Genomic DNA, 15,823 nt, shown 5'->3' on the forward strand with positions numbered 1-15,823 from the left:
TTATTCTCCGCTGTATTTATTGGCCAAGCCATCAACAAGTTGTTGATGAAGGCCATTAAAACCACCATTACTCATAATTAAAACATGTTGATTTGGCTCAATATTTTCAAGCACTGTTTCGATAATGGCGATTGTAGAATCAAAACACTGCATACCGACTTTTTCTGCTTGCTCCTTAAGCGACCAGCTTAAGTTTTCTGGTTCAAACAGTAGCACCTCATCCGCATCGCTTAATGAGTCTAGCAATGTAAATTGATGAACTCCCATTTTCATGGTGTTAGAGCGCGGCTCTAAAATCGCAATAATTTTGTCATTGCCCACTTTGGCGCGCAGCCCCGCAAGCGTTGTTTGTATCGCGGTAGGATGATGGGCAAAATCATCATACACTTTAATGTTATTTATATCCGCTTTAAGCTCCATACGCCTTTTTGGGCTGATAAATTCGCCTAAAGCCGCAATACTGTGCTCAATAGCAATTCCTACATGGCGTGCTGCAGCAATGGCCATCATCGCGTTTTTAACGTTATGCTCACCAATTGCCTGCCAGTTAACTACACCTTGCAGCTGCGTGTTTAATAACACATTAAATTGAGAACCATCCGCTTTAAGTAGCTGATAATCCCAATCATCGCCTAATGTTTCGCTCTCGCTCCACAGCCCTTTTGCTATAACATCGCTCAGAGCCTCATCACCTTTTGGCCACAATACTTTCCCGCTTTGCGGTAGTGTACGTATCAAATGGTGAAATTGTTTTTTAATCGCATTTAAATCTTCAAAAATATCAGCATGATCAAATTCAAGATTATTTAAAATGAGTGTTCGCGGTAAGTAATGAACAAACTTACTGCGTTTATCAAAAAAGGCGGTGTCGTATTCATCGGCTTCTATTACAAAAAATGGCGTTTGCCCAACCCGAGCCGAAAGACCAAAATTTTGTACGATCCCGCCAATTAAAAAGCCTGGTTTTAAACCTGCATATTCTAATATCCATGCCAGCATACTGGCGGTCGTTGTTTTACCATGGGTTCCAGCCACCGCCAGCACCCATGCGTTTTGTAGTAAATTATGCTTAAGCCACTCTGGGCCTGAGGTATAAGGCAGGCCTTTATCTAATACATATTCAACACACGGGTTCCCTCGGCTCATAGCATTACCTATGACGACGATGTCGGGTGCCGGTTCTAGTTGAGATACATCATAGCCTTGGGTTAGCTCGATTCCCAACGCTTCTAATTGGGTACTCATTGGTGGGTAAACGTTTTGATCAGACCCAGTAACGTGATGACCTAATGATTTAGCTATAGCGGCTATACCACCCATAAATGTGCCACAAATACCCAAAATATGTATATGCATTTACTATCCTTTCATCCTGCGCGGAATGTGCTCTAAGGCAAACTTTAATGGCGCTATAATGCCAAAATTTAGATCAAGTTACCATCAGGGTCTGTTGAGCTTTCTAGGTAAATTTGCAGCAGATGTTTGGTATTTCGGCAAGACAGCGCCGATGCGATGTTTGGCGCAAATAAAAAAGCCTCCCATGGTGGGAGGCTTTTTAAAGATTAATGGCTTATAGCATTAAAAAGAATATTAAGCCGATGCCTAATAACAAACGATAAATAACAAATGGCAGCATACCCATTTGTTCAATCACTTTTAAAAACATAAAAATACAGGCATAAGCTGATAAAAACGACAGCACTACACCCAACAATAAAGCAGTCCAATCAACAATATGATCGCCAAGCGCTAGCTCTGCTGTGTAATAAAGGCCCATCATTGAAATAATCGGAATAGCCAGCAAAAACGAAAAACGGGCTGCACTTTGCTTATTCATACCCAGCATTAAACCCGCGGTCATGGTAATACCTGAGCGAGAAGTCCCTGGGATCATCGCAACGGCTTGCGCAAAGCCAATGATGAGTGCGGTTTTCCAGTTAAGCTGATAAATTGTTTTTATTTGCTTACCTTTAGCATCGGCGTACCATAACAACAAACCAAATACGATGGTTGTGGTTGCAATCACCCACGCACTGCGCAAATACAGTTCAACAAAATCTTTTAGCAATAGCCCTAAAATAGCGGCAGGCACAGTACCTAAAATTATCCACCAGCCTAGTTTGCTGTCATCTGTTGTACCTTGCGCACCAAACGATTTAAACCAAGCACCGAGTATATCGGCCACTTCTTTACGAAAATAAATAACAACAGCAATTAACGTTCCTACATGAACGGCAACATCAAATGCCAAGCCTTGATCTTCCCAGCCTAAAATTTGCGACGGTAAAATTAAGTGTGCAGAACTCGATATAGGTAAAAATTCAGTAAATCCCTGAATTAGGGCTAAAACAATTATTTCTATAATACTCATGGGTTAGAAAACTCCACCTTCCATAGTTTTTGTTGAGGGTTGTTATATGCATTCCATATTTGGGCAATCGTTTTTTTTGCTACAGGGTGATAAAAATCAGGAGCCACCTCTGCTAAAGGCTGTAATACAAAGGCATTTTTGGTAATTTCGTCACGTGGTAGTTGAGCTGGGCTCTCGCAAATGACATCATCGTAAAAGAGTAAATCGAGATCCAAGGTGCGCGGGCTAAATTTTTTATCATTTGCTTTGCGACCATTATCGCGCTCTATTTGTTTTAATAACGCACACACATCTTCAAGCGCCATTTCGGTAGTGGCAGCGAGTACGGAGTTGTAAAAGTTATTACCGGCAAAACCCACCGCTTCACTTTCAAACACCGAAGAATGTTGTGTATTTTTAAAGTGTTTATTTAACGCCACTACAGCACGCCTGATATGCTCTGCTTTATTAATATTCGACCCTAAGCTAATAAATATTTGCGCCATTTAAGCAAGAGCCTTGTTACGCGTTATTTCTACACCGACGGTTTGCGCTTGTGCAACTGCAGCGGGCTTACTTACTTTTATTGTCACTTGGGGGGTATTAAATTCGGTTAAAATGATTTGCGCTAATTGCTCCACCAGTGTTTCTAAAAGCTCTACCGGTTTAGCCGTACTGTGTTCGATAACACGCTCACTTACCTTAGCGTAATCCAGTGCCAAGTTAATATCGTCGTTTTGCGCTGCGGGCTTGATGTCGCTTAACATTTCAATATCAAAGTACAGGCTTTGTTTACTTTTCTTTTCAAAATCATACACCCCGATAATCGTTTCGACATGCAATTGTGATATAAATACCTTGTCCATTGATACTCCAAATGACTGTAACAAGTCACTGAGTTAATTACATATTGTATCAATCAAATTAATACTGTATATACTTTAATCAGTGTTTAAATATACTAAAATTACTTCTACAATAGAATCGTTACAAAATTGCGAGTAATTTAAGAAGCCCGTAAATTTTGACGCCAATAATAGCTTAAAAGTAATGATTAAAAAATAAGGAAGCGCGTGTTAGTCATTTTAATGTTTGTTTTAGCCTATTTGCTCGGCTCGATTTCATCGGCCATTTTAGTGTCGCGGCTATTCAAACTCCCCGATCCACGCACGCATGGCTCCAATAATCCAGGTGCAACCAATGTTTACCGCTTAGGCGGGTCACTTCCTGCATGCTTAGTTTTAGTCTTCGATATTTTAAAGGGAACAATCCCTGTTTGGGGCGCTTATTTTTTAAAACTCGAGCCATTAGAGCTTGGTTTAATCGCCGTTGCTGCATGCCTAGGGCATATGTACCCGTTATTTTTTAGTTTTAAGGGCGGTAAGGCGGTTGCAACTGCATTTGGCTCGTTACTACCGATAGGGCTTTCTTTAGGAGGGTTATTGATTGGTACTTGGTTGCTGATTGTCGCGATTACTCGTTACTCATCACTTGCCGCGTTAGTGGCCGTTACGCTAGCCCCTTTATACACATGGTGGATAAAACCGTTATACACCTTACCGGTGACCTTTATTACGCTACTGATCATTATTAGGCATCGCACTAATATTGTGCGTTTATTTAAAGGGGAAGAACCAAAAGTAGGGACTAAACAAGCCCCTACAGATGATAAGAAGTAATAACTAACCTGAATTCTGGTTAACTATATTGCTTCTAAGCTATCGATTGGCCAGCGCGGTTTAGTTTTCATATCAAGCGTAGCAAACTGCCCCGCTTTTAAACGCTGCATACCGGCATACGCTATCATTGCACCATTGTCAGTACAAAACTCAGTACGAGGGTAAAACACTTCGCCCTTCATACCTTGCATCACACGCTCTAATTGCAAACGTAATTGCGTATTAGCACTTACGCCACCGGCTATTACTAAGCGCTTAATACCGGTTTGTTTTAATGCGCGCTTACACTTAATTACTAAAGTATCAATAACGGCCGTTTGAAATGCATGAGCAATATCTGCTTTTGTTTGCTCATCACTGTCGTTTTCACGAATAGCAATTGAAGCGGCGGTTTTTAGGCCACTAAAGCTAAAATCTAAGCCAGGTTTGTCTGTCATTGGACGCGGAAAAACAAATCGCTTAGCAACACCTTGTTCAGCCATTTTAGCCAAACGAGGGCCACCTGGATAATCAAGCCCAAGTAACTTGGCTGTTTTATCAAATGCTTCACCAGCAGCATCATCTACCGACTCACCCAATACTTCGTATTGACCAATACCAGCAACTTTTACCATCATGGTATGACCGCCAGAAACCAGTAAGGCAATAAATGGGAACTCGGGGACGTTTTCCTCAAGCATTGGCGCTAATAAATGCCCTTCCATATGGTGCACTGCCACCGCTGGGATATCCCAGCCATATGCTAAAGAGCGACCAATTGAGGTACCTACTAACAAAGCCCCTACTAAACCTGGCCCTGCCGTATAAGCAATACCATCTAAATCTTCAGGCCCACAACCCGCTTGCGCAAATGCCGCATCAATAAGCGGCAATGTTTTACGTACGTGATCGCGCGAGGCAAGTTCAGGTACTACACCACCATAGTCTGCATGTACTTTTACTTGGCTATATAATTGATGGGCTAGCAGCCCTTTTTCGTCATCATAAATAGCAATACCAGTTTCATCGCATGATGATTCAATGCCTAAAATTCGCATTGTTAATTCTCCTGCCACCTAACAAGGTGTTTAAAACAAATAACTTACAGTGCTAAACCAATGTTAGTTTGGCCATCAGCAAGGACATGCTTTTTCAATGCTTTCACATTTTCAGCAGTGATACGCCCCATTGCTTCTACAAAATCAATTAGTTCACCTAATACCTCTATTTCGTATTGCATCAGTGGGTGTTCACGCACCGCTTTGTTATCGGCAACATCACCTTCAACCGTCATTTGGTACTCAATAAAGCGAGCTACGGTGGCCTGTGATATTTTACTCACATTAACAAACTCTTGCTCATCTTGTGCTAAAAGGCCATGCATTAAGCTCAGTAATGAGGTGGCAGCGTCAATGGCAGGATAGGTACCAAACATATCAAAATCGGCAAGTTCAGGAACATTAGGTTCTATTTTTTCAACTTGCTTTTCTAAATCAATTTTACTTTTAGGAAGGAGTATTTTTTCCCAACATACATTTAAAGCATTGCGTAAAATAACCTCATCGCCAAAGCCGGTAGCCTCACTAAATAGCCCATAATTAGGCAACATACGCTCTATTAACGCACTGGCCAATACCGCTTTTTGTAAATAATTTAACTCTCTAATACGCTGAAAATTATTCGCTTTTGTCATTCTTTAAGGTCCCACATGACCAACAAAAATCAAATGTTGATCCATTATGCTCATTACAGTTAGGGCACACCCAATCTGGAGCGGATTGTTTTACTTGCTGATAGTTTACCAATATTTCACGTGCATGGCGCTCTTTTATCGCATAAACCTGCACACTTACTTGTGTTTGTTCAAATGGGATCTCGCCCATTGCGCCTTGCAGTATTTCACCTTTTATTTGGCACTCAATTCCCGCATTAAGAATCAGTCCTTTTATTATATTGGCCTCTAAACTATTTTCTGCATTATAAAGCGTCACCCAATCAAATGATGTTACATTTGATTGGCTATTATTAGTATTTTGCAATATCCACCTCATTTACTTTATGTGTACAATAAGCCCGCGTAACCTAAAGCAAATAATATGATTTAAGGACACATTATGACGCTAACTACCCCAGGTTTACTTTTTCCAGCCATCTCATTGTTATTACTTGCCTATACAAACCGATTTTTAGTACTTGCGCAACTAATACGAGAATTGAATGCCCGTGAAGGTGAGTCTATTCGTCCTGTTGTAGTGGCGCAAATAACTAATCTTAGAAAGCGAATAAAACTAATAAGGACCATGCAAGTATACGGTGTGGCCTCTTTTTTATTATGTACGTTATCTATGTTTGCATTATTTATAGAATTTAATACCACGGGCATTATTTTATTTGGTGTCAGTTTAAGCTGCTTGAGCTTATCTTTGCTTACTTCATTATTTGAAATTCATATTTCTTGTGATGCCATAGAAATTGAATTACAAAACATTGAAAATAAGCCTTTAAGTAACCGAGTTAGTAAAAACTTTATTGAGCCTAATCCTAAAAGCAAAAACAGCAATTAACCAAACGAGACTTTAGTAAAGTTGTTATAAAATTGCATAAATTTGGTCAATAATAAAACACTACAGTAATTTAACATTACCCAAAGGTATAACAACATTTTGCAACTATTCTCTTTAAATACGATTAAAAGAAAGTTAATCTTAATAAGTGGTTAAAAACCTTATTTCAACTGATCTGTAGGGATATAAAGTCAGTATTAAATCTGTAATTCCCCTAGCTTACCTATAAAAAAGGACTATATAGTGAGATTTGAACAATTAGAACAGTTTGTAGCACTTGGCCTGCTTCGTCATTTTAGGCAAGCTGCTGAACAAACCCAAATTAGCACATCTGCATTAACCCGTAGCATTCAAACTCTTGAAACGGAGCTTGGCTACGAACTAGTCACCCGCTCTACTCGCTCGGTTAAGTTAACTCAAGCAGGCGAACTTTTCCTCGACTTTGCTAAAAATACGCTCAATGAGTTAGAACAAATAAAGCATCGCGCTTTTCAATCAATTAATGGCACAGAAGAAAAAAAATTAGTGATTGGCTACACCACAACAACCAGCAGCATAGTACCAATCACCTGCGGCGAATTTTTGAGTCAGTACCCGCATATTAAAATTGAAATGCAGCTGCAAAATAAAACTGAGCTTCATAGAAAACTGCTTCAAGGGGAAATTGACATTAGTGTATGCTCGCAAATAGTCAATAGCATTGGTAGCGATATACAATTACCTGATCAACTTATTTTATTTTGTTCAAAACAACACCCTTTAGCAAATAAAAGCGATATTAGTAAAAAAGAGCTCGAAAGCTATCCAATGTTCAGTTGTTTTTCGCAGTCAAAACAAGTGCAATCAATGCTTAATGAAGTAATAGACTCGTTAAATAAAGTTTCAACTATTAAAGTAGGTAGTATTGAGCAGGTAATGGCTGGACTTGAAAAGTCAGATCATTTTGCTATTGCAGGTATTGAACACACCAGCTCTGTAGCAGAAAACCATAACTTAATCCAGCTTAAAACGAATAACGATATTAGCCATGAACAACTTGTGGTGCAAACAAGCCAGCAAATAGAGGCAGGTGAGCATGTTGACCACCTACTCTCGCTAATTAAGAAGGTTTCAAGAGCATAAAAAATGACTCCATGCGTTTTATAACAACTATAAATTAGTGGCATTAAAGTTTTTTTTCACTACACTAACGCTCCCTTATATTATGACTAGCGTTAATGAATAACTTTACAGCTGCTGAAATTTACCTAGAGCACATTGAAACGCATGGCTATGCCATTATTGAAAACGCCATTGATAGTGACTTAATATCCGAGTTGATGGCTGATTGCTATAGAATAAATCCTCACTTTAGCCTTGCCGGTATTGGACGATTAAACAATTTACAAATTGATGATTCCGTTCGTAAAGATAAAACCTACTGGTTTGATGGCAGCTCAAATGCACAGCTTAGCTATCAACAAATAATGGAAGCTGTTCGCACTACCCTTAATCGTAACTTTTTCATGGGCTTGTTTGATTATGAATGTCACTATGCAAAGTATACACAGGGTGATTTTTACAAAAAACATGTAGATGCGTTCAAAGGTCGTTCAAATCGAGTTTTTACCACCGTATTGTATTTAAACTCTCCTAAGAAAGGCGGGGAGCTAGTAATTTACAAGCCTAAAAGTAAAGACATAGAAGTGGTTATAAAACCCACTGCAGGCACTTTGGTATTATTTGAAAGCGAACGCTTTGTGCATGAAGTACTTCCGGCTTTTGATAACCGCTATTCGATTGCTGGTTGGTTCAGAAAAAATGCGTCAATTAGTGGTATTATCGACCCACCCCGTTAAGAAAAAACGGGGTAAGAAAATAATAAGCCTATAAATACAGTAAGTCCCACATAATGATTATTCAAAAACGCTTTAAAACAGGCATCTCGTTGGCGTAAATGAATCAAACGCTGTTGATACAATAATAAAGCCGCAGCAACCGCTAACCCTAACCAAAAGCTTGCTCCAACTTGGCTAATAAAGCCGATCAATGTCATTAATACTAAGAATATAACGTTAAGCAACCCTATAATATGGCGATCGTAACTGGCGAATAAAATAGCGGTTGATTTAACCCCTATTTTTAAATCATCATCTCTATCAACCATGGCATACATAGTGTCATAAGCCACCGTCCAGCAAATATTAGCGACAAATAATAGCCAAGCTTGCACAGGCAATGAGTTTGTTGATGCCATAAATGCCATAGGAATTGCCCAACCAAAAGCAGCCCCTAATACAACCTGTGGAAGTTGTGTGTAACGTTTCATAAAGGGATAACAAAACGCGAGCCCAAGCGCCCCAAACGATAACAAGATAGTATTGGTATTTAGCATTATTACTAAAATAAAAGCGATACTAACCAGCAGCAAAAACAAACTAACTGCTTCCCCACTACTCACAGCCCCAGTTGCTAAAGGGCGCTGACAGGTTCGTTTTACTGAGCCATCTATTTTCCTGTCAGCAAAATCATTGATAACGCATCCTGCGCTGCGCATAACTATTACCCCAAGGGTAAACACAATGAAGTTTGTTAGGCTTGGTATCCCCTCATTTGCTATCCACAGCGCCCAATAAGTTGGCCAAAGTAATAATAAGGTGCCTATGGGCTTATCTATTCGCATTAACTGAACGTAATACGGTACATGGTTTACCGATAAAGGGGCTAGTTTCATGAGTATAAATAGGCTCCTGGTAAAAAAACTTCACAAACTAAAAATTTGTAGTCATGCAAAGAGAACACGCTTCGTCGCCCTAATAATATGTGTATGGGTAAATTAAGTTCGCTCACCAGTGATTGCAATGAGTGGTTATCATCAAAGCGCGCTATTTCAATATCAGTGCGCTTTAACGCAGGGTCTTGAAATATGACATCACCCAACGGACGTTCACCCATATTATGCAGCTGATTATTTGTATTGTTGTTTGATATTGGCAACCAGCTTTGAGCATATACAACCGGTTTGTCATCACACAACAATAAAACCTCACGGTTAAGTACGGTGTTCACCTCATTACTTAATAAAGCTTGCTGAGGTTGCGAGAGGTTAACTTTTTGCTCGCTCAGCACCTTTACAGCAAAACGCTGTGACTGGCTTTTTAATTTAGCCGTTAAAGAATGCGGTTCAAATAGCCACTCTTGCTCAGCGCTAGATAAGCTACAGACTTGAGAAGTACTCTGCCAATCAGCAGATAAAGAAAGAGGAAACGTAATCACAATAGCTCTACTTGATAAAAATCAGCAAGATCATAACATTGCTAAGAGATTTGAAAAAGCGCGATTTACTCACTACCAAGCACACCCTGTTATTATAAAAAGCTAATCAACATTTGACTCTCGCTATTGCCTATCCCAAACTTGAGCACAGAGTGCCTTTACATAACTCAACAAATAGCAGCATCTTGCTGTATCTTATTTACTAATAAGTATAAACTATTTGTAACCAGTTTACGGAAACGCTTTTGAAATGAAAAAAACAGTATTTACAGGCCTTTTTATTCTTCTAGTCAGCTTAACTAGCTTATCGGCACGTGCTGAGTCTACTGTCGGTTATTTTGGGTTTGAGCCAGATATTATTACCAACTACATTGGCCCATCGAGTAAAAAAATGGGCTATGTACGTGTCACTGTTGATTTAATGCTTAATAAAACATCAGATATTGCAATCGTGGAACACCACACGCCGTTACTTCGTGATGCGTTAGTAGAGATATTATCTAAAGAGCCTGAAAACAAAATAAAGTCTTTAACAGGACGCGAGCAAATACGCCTTAAAAGCGCAGAAAAACTAAAGAGCCTTCTTAAAGAAGAAACAGGGCATGAGATCATCCGTGATCTCTTATTTACTAAATATTTATATCATTAGGCACTTTTTGTTTTAAAAAGCTGAGCGGTATAGGCAAAAGCCATACCGCTAACGAGCCCACCTAAGTGTGCCCAATTAGCCATTCCAACAAATAATACATCTGCAAAACCAAGTACTAACCATACCAGCATAAATCCAACAATTGCAGTTGTAACCAGTGCAGGCTGTTTAGGGTTAAGGGTGCTGTAAATCCAACAAAAGCCTAACAACCCATATACAACACCGCTAAGCCCACCAAAGTTAGGACCGACCATTAAGTACTGTGCCCAATTACTTATTAAAGCGGTAACTAAAAAGAGTCCGATTAGACTCGACTTACCACATTGCTTTTCAATATTGTCACCCAGTGAAACCCACCAAATTAGATTAAACACGATATGCATGGCGCTAAAATGCACTATAGCCGGGGTTAACCAAGTAAGTGGTGACGCAGGGTTAAACTGCAACGCCATGTAAATAGGTTCAAACGCACTCAATAAAAAGGCAATATAAACAATAATACTCAGTATGCTAACACTTTGATTAAGCCAACTTAAGGCTTTAAACCGCGCGACTAAATTAAGCGACTGGCCTTGATATTTTAATGGTGATTGCGTGCTGCCTACTTGCCATGACGCTTGTTGATAACGTTCATGATTAGGGTTTTTAGCAAATTCATTCCACAACGGTTGCACCGCATGAAAGTCCTCAGGTGCCACACTAATGACAAGCGTATGGCCATCCTCAGTACGAATTTGCCCGCTAAACCCTTGGCTTTTTAAATAATCTATAAAGCCCTGTGCAGCGCGAGGGTTAGTTAGGCTGCCTAGCTCTATCATCGTGCTATTTTATCCTTGTAAGCGGCTTCCCATGCAGTAAAACCGCCATCCATACTGTAAACATCTTCAAAGCCTTGCTCTACTAAGTAGCTGGCAGCGCCTTGTGAGCTCATACCGTGATAACAGACAATAATAATCGGCTGGTCAAACTCCTTTTCCATCATAAATTGGGCAATATTCGCATTAGATAATGCCTCTGAACCCGGAATATGACCCGCTTGATACGAATTAGGATCGCGAATATCAGCAATCACTACATCTTCTTTATCAAGTAGTTCAAGGGTTTGTGCGATTGATATATGTTTAAATGCCATTGAAATCTCTTTAATAAATAAAATAAAAGGCGGCAAAAGCCGCCTTCCCGTTATTTTTACTGTTTTACGTTTAATCCCAGTTTAAAATAACTTTGCCTGACTGACCTGAAATCATCATATCAAAGCCAGCTTGGAAGTCATCTATTGAATACTGATGAGTAATAATTGGTTTTAAATCAAGCCCTGATTGAATCAAACTGGCCATTTTGTACCAAGTTTCAAACATCTCACGACCGTAAATACCTTTGATCACTAAGCCTTTAAAAATAACTTGATTCCAATCGACCGCCATATCTGAAGGTGGAATTCCCAACATGGCAATTTTGCCGCCATGATTCATGTTATTTAGCATGGCATTAAATGCACTTGGTACACCTGACATCTCTAGGCCAATATCAAAGCCTTCAGTCATGCCCAGCTCTTTAGCTACATCTTCAAGCTTTTCATTCGCGACGTTTACAGCACGCGTTGCGCCCATTTTACGTGCTAAGTCTAGGCGGTATTCATTTACATCAGTAATAACCACATGGCGTGCACCCACATGCTTAGCCACTGCTGCTGCCATAATACCAATAGGGCCAGCACCGGTGATCAAGACATCTTCACCGACTAAATCGAACGATAATGCGGTATGTACTGCATTGCCAAATGGGTCAAAAATAGAGGCAAGTTCATCGCTAATATTATCTGGGATTTTAAACGCATTAAATGCAGGAATCACTAAATACTCTGCAAATGCGCCTTCGCGGTTTACACCGACCCCTGTTGTATTACGACATAAGTGAACGCGCCCAGCACGACAGTTACGACAATGGCCACAGGTTATATGACCTTCACCTGATACACGGTCGCCAACTTCGAAACCGCGAACTTCTTGTCCCATGTCGATTACTTCACCCACGTATTCGTGGCCAACCACCATAGGCGTCGGTATGGTGTTTTGTGCCCACTCATCCCACTTATAAATATGCACATCGGTGCCACAAATAGCCGTTTTACGAATCTTAATTAACAGATCGTTATGACCCACTTCAGGCTTTGGTGCATCTGTCATCCAAATGCCTGGCTCTGCTTTTAACTTTGATAATGCTTTCATAATTCACACTCAATTAAAAAATCGCGACTTCAGCCGCGATTTAACAAGAAAATTAAATAACACCAATCTCTTTACCAATACGGGTAAATGCTGCAATGGCTGTATCAAGCTGTTCTTTGCTGTGCGCTGCAGAGATTTGGGTACGAATACGCGCCTGCCCTTTTGGTACAACAGGGAATGAAAAGCCGGTTACATAAATCCCTTCAGCCAATAACTTATCAGCCATAAGTGACGCTACTTTGGCGTCTCCTAGCATCACAGGTATAATCGCATGATCTTTACCTGCACAGGTAAAACCAGCCGCTTCCATTTGCTCACGGAAGTATTTAGCATTTGACCATAGCTTAGCGCGAAGCTCACCGCCATTTTCAAGCATTTCTAACACTTTAATTGACGCCGTTACAATTGAAGGCGCTAATGAATTTGAGAATAAGTAAGGACGAGAACGCTGACGTAACCATTCAACAATTTCTTTTTTACCTGAGGTATAACCACCCGAGGCTCCACCTAGTGCTTTACCTAAGGTACCAGTAATAATATCAACACGATCAAGCACGTTGCAGTACTCAGGTGTACCTTTACCGTTTTCGCCAACAAAACCAACTGCATGTGAGTCATCAACCATAACAAGTGCATCGTATTTATCAGCTAAGTCGCATACGGCTTCTAAGTTACAAATAACGCCATCCATTGAGAATACGCCATCGGTTGCAATTAATTTAGTTTTAGCACCGGCTTCATCGGCTGCGATTAATTGCTTTTCTAAATCAGCCATATCGTTATTTGCATAACGGAAACGTTTTGCTTTACATAAACGTACGCCATCAATAATAGAAGCATGGTTTAATGAATCAGAAATAATCGCATCGTCTGCACCTAATATGGTTTCAAACAACCCCGTATTGGCATCAAAACATGATGAGTACAAAATGGTGTCTTCAGTTTCTAAAAATTGACTGATTTTTTTCTCGAGCGTTTTATGAATATCTTGTGTACCACAAATGAAACGCACAGACGCCACACCAAACCCATGGTCATCTAAGCCTTGTTGCGCTGCTTTAATAAGCTCTGGGCTGTTAGCTAAACCTAAGTAGTTGTTAGCACAAAAATTAATAACTTTTTCGCCTGATGCCACTTCAATTTGAGCTTGCTGCTGCGAAGTGATAACACGTTCATTCTTGTACAAACCTTCCGCTTTAACGTCTTCGATTTGCTGTTGTAATTGGCTAAAAAAAGCAGATGCTCTCATCTGTGATCTCCATTTGGTTGAACGGGTTAAACAGCAGACGTGTTGCTGCTATTTATAATGGGGGTATTGTAAAAGTTTAAGCGCCAAATTGCACTGTTTGTCATTCGTCGCAAATTGCCTAACTGGCAGGAAAAGCTGCCAGTTTACAGGCTTGAGGTATGTACTACGTTAGATCAGCAAACAAAGCCGGAAGGTCGTTGATTGAGTCACAAACATAGTCAGCAAAATTTACAGCTTTGTCATCAAATTTTTGCCCTGAACGTACCAGTACTTTGGTACGCACATTAGCGCTAATGGCAGCGTGCATGTCACCTAATTTGTCACCCACCATCACACTAAGTGCAGGGTTGATATGATGATCTTTTATTCCTTGAAGTAACATGCCAGGCGCTGGTTTTCTGCAATCGCACTCTTTTAAATAATCTGGTAATGCGTTTTTAGGATGATGGGGACAAAAATAAACGTCCGTAATTTCAATTTGATGAGCGCTAAACTGCGCTTTCATCCACTCACTAAGTGCTAAAAATTCGCTCTCAGAATAATAACCACGGCCAATGCCTGACTGATTAGTCACTATAATTATTTTATACCCCGCATCATAAAACGCTTTACATGTTGAAAACACACCGTCTATAAATTCAAACTCTTCGCTTTTAAACACATAACCATGATCAACATTTACTACGCCATCACGATCTAAAAAAAGCGCCTTGTTAGTGTTCTCTTGATTCATAACAGTGACTCTTTTTTAACAACATGATCAAACATTTGTTTTACTGCATCGGTGGTTATTTGACTCATTAAATCATCGCCTTTAACACGAGTACCCCAAGGCAATTGCTCGGCGGTTTTACCTGTTTGCATAACTAAGTTTTGATGGTAAACCTCAACCACGTAGTCTTGGTATAAATAAGGCCCCGTACGCGCAGGGTTTGAATGCGCATATAAACCAATAACGGGCGTACCAACAGTCACAGCCATATGAGCTGGGCCTGTGTCAGGTGCCAGTACTAAGTCTGCACGCTTAAGTACGCACAATAATTCTTTGAGTTTTGTTTTACCCACCAAGTTCAGAATGGGTGAATCAGAGTGTTTAATGATGTTATTTGCTAAATTAATTTCCAGTTCAGTCGGTCCACCAGTTAATACTATTTTAAACCCCTGTGTATGTGCATAATCCGCAAGCGCAGCATAGCGTTCGGCTAACCAGTTACGCTGTGCTTTACTTGCTGCTGGCGAAATAACAAATAGCTTATTTGATAAATAATCGTCACCTAACAGCTCATCAGCTTTAGCTTGATCTTTGTTGGTAAAGGGCATATTCCATACAGGGACATAATCATCAACACCAATCGCTTGGGCAAAGCCTTTAAATCCCTCTAAAACATGCGCCTGAGATTGGGCTTTAATGCGTTTATTAATAAATAAACTATGTAGCTCTTTTGAACGAGCCCAGTCAAAACCAATTTTAACTTTGGCAGGAATACAGCGAGCAACAAAACCTGCTCTTAAAGCCACTTGCATATTAAGCAGTACGTCAAAACACTGCCCTTTAAAGGTTTGCTTTAACTGTTTCAGTGCCGCTTTACCTTGTTTTTTATCAAATACAACAAGCTCAACGCCTGGTAAGTCAGCTAACAGCATCGCCTCGACCTTACCTATAACCCATGTAATTTTGGCATTTGGGTGTGCTTTTTGAATAGCTTGTACCGCACTTACTGCATGGCATACATCACCAATAGCAGAAAGACGTAAAATACAAATTGAAGTGTAAGTAGGCGCTGAAGTCACACGTTTCCTTGGGAGTAAAATAATAAAACCCGATCTTAAATTATAATCGCGTCATTGCAAGTACTTATCCTTAGCCTGA

General features: G+C 40.0%; 20 protein-coding genes. 5 read left to right on the plus strand and 15 right to left on the minus strand.

The annotated features are described in order from the left end of the window. The 4 genes from mpl to folB all read right to left on the minus strand — a co-directional run bounded on the left by mpl (nt 1) and on the right by folB (nt 3,216). The gene (mpl, locus tag N523_RS0117385; RefSeq protein WP_028835511.1) at nt 1–1,356 is read right to left on the minus strand and encodes a UDP-N-acetylmuramate:L-alanyl-gamma-D-glutamyl-meso-diaminopimelate ligase; all 1,356 of its coding nucleotides are present in this window, start codon (nt 1,354–1,356) and stop codon (nt 1–3) included. Between the two features lie 214 nt (nt 1,357–1,570). Next, nucleotides 1,571–2,371 carry an undecaprenyl-diphosphate phosphatase gene (locus N523_RS0117395; protein WP_028835512.1) on the minus strand — a complete coding sequence of 267 codons (801 nt, stop codon included), beginning with the start codon at nt 2,369–2,371 and terminating at the stop codon, nt 1,571–1,573. Next, complete coding sequence (gene folK / locus N523_RS0117400) at nt 2,368–2,856, minus strand: 2-amino-4-hydroxy-6-hydroxymethyldihydropteridine diphosphokinase (RefSeq protein ID WP_028835513.1); 489 nt, start codon at nt 2,854–2,856, stop codon at nt 2,368–2,370. Before folK ends, N523_RS0117395 begins: the two co-directional genes overlap by 4 nt. Next, nucleotides 2,857–3,216: a dihydroneopterin aldolase gene (folB, locus tag N523_RS0117405; RefSeq protein WP_013464292.1), complete on the minus strand. Its 360-nt coding sequence runs from the start codon at nt 3,214–3,216 to the stop codon at nt 2,857–2,859. A gap of 207 nt (nt 3,217–3,423) precedes the next feature. On the opposite strand from folB, the gene plsY reads away from it, so the two are divergent. Continuing rightward, complete coding sequence (plsY, locus tag N523_RS0117410; RefSeq protein ID WP_008466051.1) at nt 3,424–4,029, plus strand: glycerol-3-phosphate 1-O-acyltransferase PlsY; 606 nt, start codon at nt 3,424–3,426, stop codon at nt 4,027–4,029. Between the two features lie 23 nt (nt 4,030–4,052). Here plsY and tsaD read toward each other — a convergent pair whose 3' ends face one another. From tsaD to N523_RS0117425, 3 genes are read right to left on the minus strand one after another with little or no spacing between them, the layout of a single operon-like run. Beyond that, nucleotides 4,053–5,066 (minus strand): tRNA (adenosine(37)-N6)-threonylcarbamoyltransferase complex transferase subunit TsaD, encoded by a 1,014-nt coding sequence (tsaD, locus tag N523_RS0117415; protein WP_008466060.1) that lies wholly within the window; start codon nt 5,064–5,066, stop codon nt 4,053–4,055. Nucleotides 5,067–5,110: 44 nt separating this feature from the next. Continuing rightward, complete coding sequence (locus N523_RS0117420; protein WP_008115608.1) at nt 5,111–5,701, minus strand: YjaG family protein; 591 nt, start codon at nt 5,699–5,701, stop codon at nt 5,111–5,113. Then, on the minus strand, nt 5,685–6,047 hold the full coding sequence (locus N523_RS0117425) for a putative signal transducing protein (RefSeq protein ID WP_008466062.1): 363 nt from the start codon (nt 6,045–6,047) through the stop codon (nt 5,685–5,687). The genes N523_RS0117420 and N523_RS0117425 overlap by 17 nt, the downstream gene beginning before the upstream one ends. Nucleotides 6,048–6,122: 75 nt before the next feature. Here N523_RS0117425 and N523_RS0117430 point away from each other — a divergent pair, with 75 nt between their 5' ends. The 3 genes from N523_RS0117430 (at nt 6,123) to N523_RS0117440 (ending at nt 8,410) form a co-directional block, all read left to right on the plus strand. Further along, nucleotides 6,123–6,572, plus strand: a complete 450-nt coding sequence (locus tag N523_RS0117430; RefSeq protein WP_008466063.1) for a DUF2721 domain-containing protein — start codon at nt 6,123–6,125, stop codon at nt 6,570–6,572. A 243-nt stretch (nt 6,573–6,815) separates the two neighbouring features. Further along, nucleotides 6,816–7,694 (plus strand): LysR family transcriptional regulator, encoded by an 879-nt coding sequence (locus N523_RS0117435; protein WP_008468191.1) that lies wholly within the window; start codon nt 6,816–6,818, stop codon nt 7,692–7,694. A gap of 95 nt (nt 7,695–7,789) precedes the next feature. Then, on the plus strand, nt 7,790–8,410 hold the full coding sequence (locus tag N523_RS0117440) for a 2OG-Fe(II) oxygenase (RefSeq protein WP_008468193.1): 621 nt from the start codon (nt 7,790–7,792) through the stop codon (nt 8,408–8,410). On the opposite strand, the gene ubiA is transcribed toward N523_RS0117440, so the two are convergent. Both ubiA and N523_RS0117450 read right to left on the minus strand, forming a co-directional pair. After that, nucleotides 8,407–9,285 carry a 4-hydroxybenzoate octaprenyltransferase gene (ubiA, locus tag N523_RS0117445; RefSeq protein WP_013464289.1) on the minus strand — a complete coding sequence of 293 codons (879 nt, stop codon included), beginning with the start codon at nt 9,283–9,285 and terminating at the stop codon, nt 8,407–8,409. The genes N523_RS0117440 and ubiA overlap by 4 nt on opposite strands. Continuing rightward, nucleotides 9,282–9,827 (minus strand): chorismate--pyruvate lyase family protein, encoded by a 546-nt coding sequence (locus N523_RS0117450; RefSeq protein WP_028835514.1) that lies wholly within the window; start codon nt 9,825–9,827, stop codon nt 9,282–9,284. Before N523_RS0117450 ends, ubiA begins: the two co-directional genes overlap by 4 nt. A 250-nt stretch (nt 9,828–10,077) precedes the next feature. Between N523_RS0117450 and N523_RS0117455 the strand changes: the two genes are divergently transcribed. Next, complete coding sequence (locus N523_RS0117455; RefSeq protein ID WP_008468199.1) at nt 10,078–10,476, plus strand: flagellar basal body-associated protein FliL; 399 nt, start codon at nt 10,078–10,080, stop codon at nt 10,474–10,476. On the opposite strand, the gene glpG is transcribed toward N523_RS0117455, so the two are convergent. The 6 genes from glpG to N523_RS0117485 all read right to left on the minus strand — a co-directional run bounded on the left by glpG (nt 10,473) and on the right by N523_RS0117485 (nt 15,744). After that, on the minus strand, nt 10,473–11,294 hold the full coding sequence (gene glpG, locus N523_RS0117460; RefSeq protein ID WP_028835515.1) for a rhomboid family intramembrane serine protease GlpG: 822 nt from the start codon (nt 11,292–11,294) through the stop codon (nt 10,473–10,475). The genes N523_RS0117455 and glpG overlap by 4 nt on opposite strands. Then, a complete protein-coding gene (glpE, locus tag N523_RS0117465) occupies nt 11,291–11,608 on the minus strand; it encodes a thiosulfate sulfurtransferase GlpE (protein ID WP_028835516.1) in 318 nt (105 codons plus the stop codon). Before glpE ends, glpG begins: the two co-directional genes overlap by 4 nt. Nucleotides 11,609–11,678: 70 nt before the next feature. After that, a complete protein-coding gene (tdh, locus tag N523_RS0117470; protein WP_010390995.1) occupies nt 11,679–12,704 on the minus strand; it encodes an L-threonine 3-dehydrogenase in 1,026 nt (341 codons plus the stop codon). A gap of 52 nt (nt 12,705–12,756) precedes the next feature. Beyond that, nucleotides 12,757–13,953, minus strand: coding sequence for a glycine C-acetyltransferase (locus N523_RS0117475; RefSeq protein WP_008468203.1), 1,197 nt, complete (start codon nt 13,951–13,953; stop codon nt 12,757–12,759). 163 nt (nt 13,954–14,116) lie between these two features. Further along, nucleotides 14,117–14,686, minus strand: a complete 570-nt coding sequence (gene gmhB, locus N523_RS0117480) for a D-glycero-beta-D-manno-heptose 1,7-bisphosphate 7-phosphatase (RefSeq protein ID WP_028835517.1) — start codon at nt 14,684–14,686, stop codon at nt 14,117–14,119. Continuing rightward, nucleotides 14,683–15,744, minus strand: coding sequence for a glycosyltransferase family 9 protein (locus N523_RS0117485; RefSeq protein WP_028835518.1), 1,062 nt, complete (start codon nt 15,742–15,744; stop codon nt 14,683–14,685). Before N523_RS0117485 ends, gmhB begins: the two co-directional genes overlap by 4 nt. Between the last annotated feature and the right edge of the window lie 79 nt (nt 15,745–15,823).

Source organism: Pseudoalteromonas sp. 23_GOM-1509m, from assembly GCF_000518425.1.
Taxonomy (GTDB): Bacteria; Pseudomonadota; Gammaproteobacteria; order Enterobacterales; family Alteromonadaceae; genus Pseudoalteromonas; species Pseudoalteromonas tetraodonis.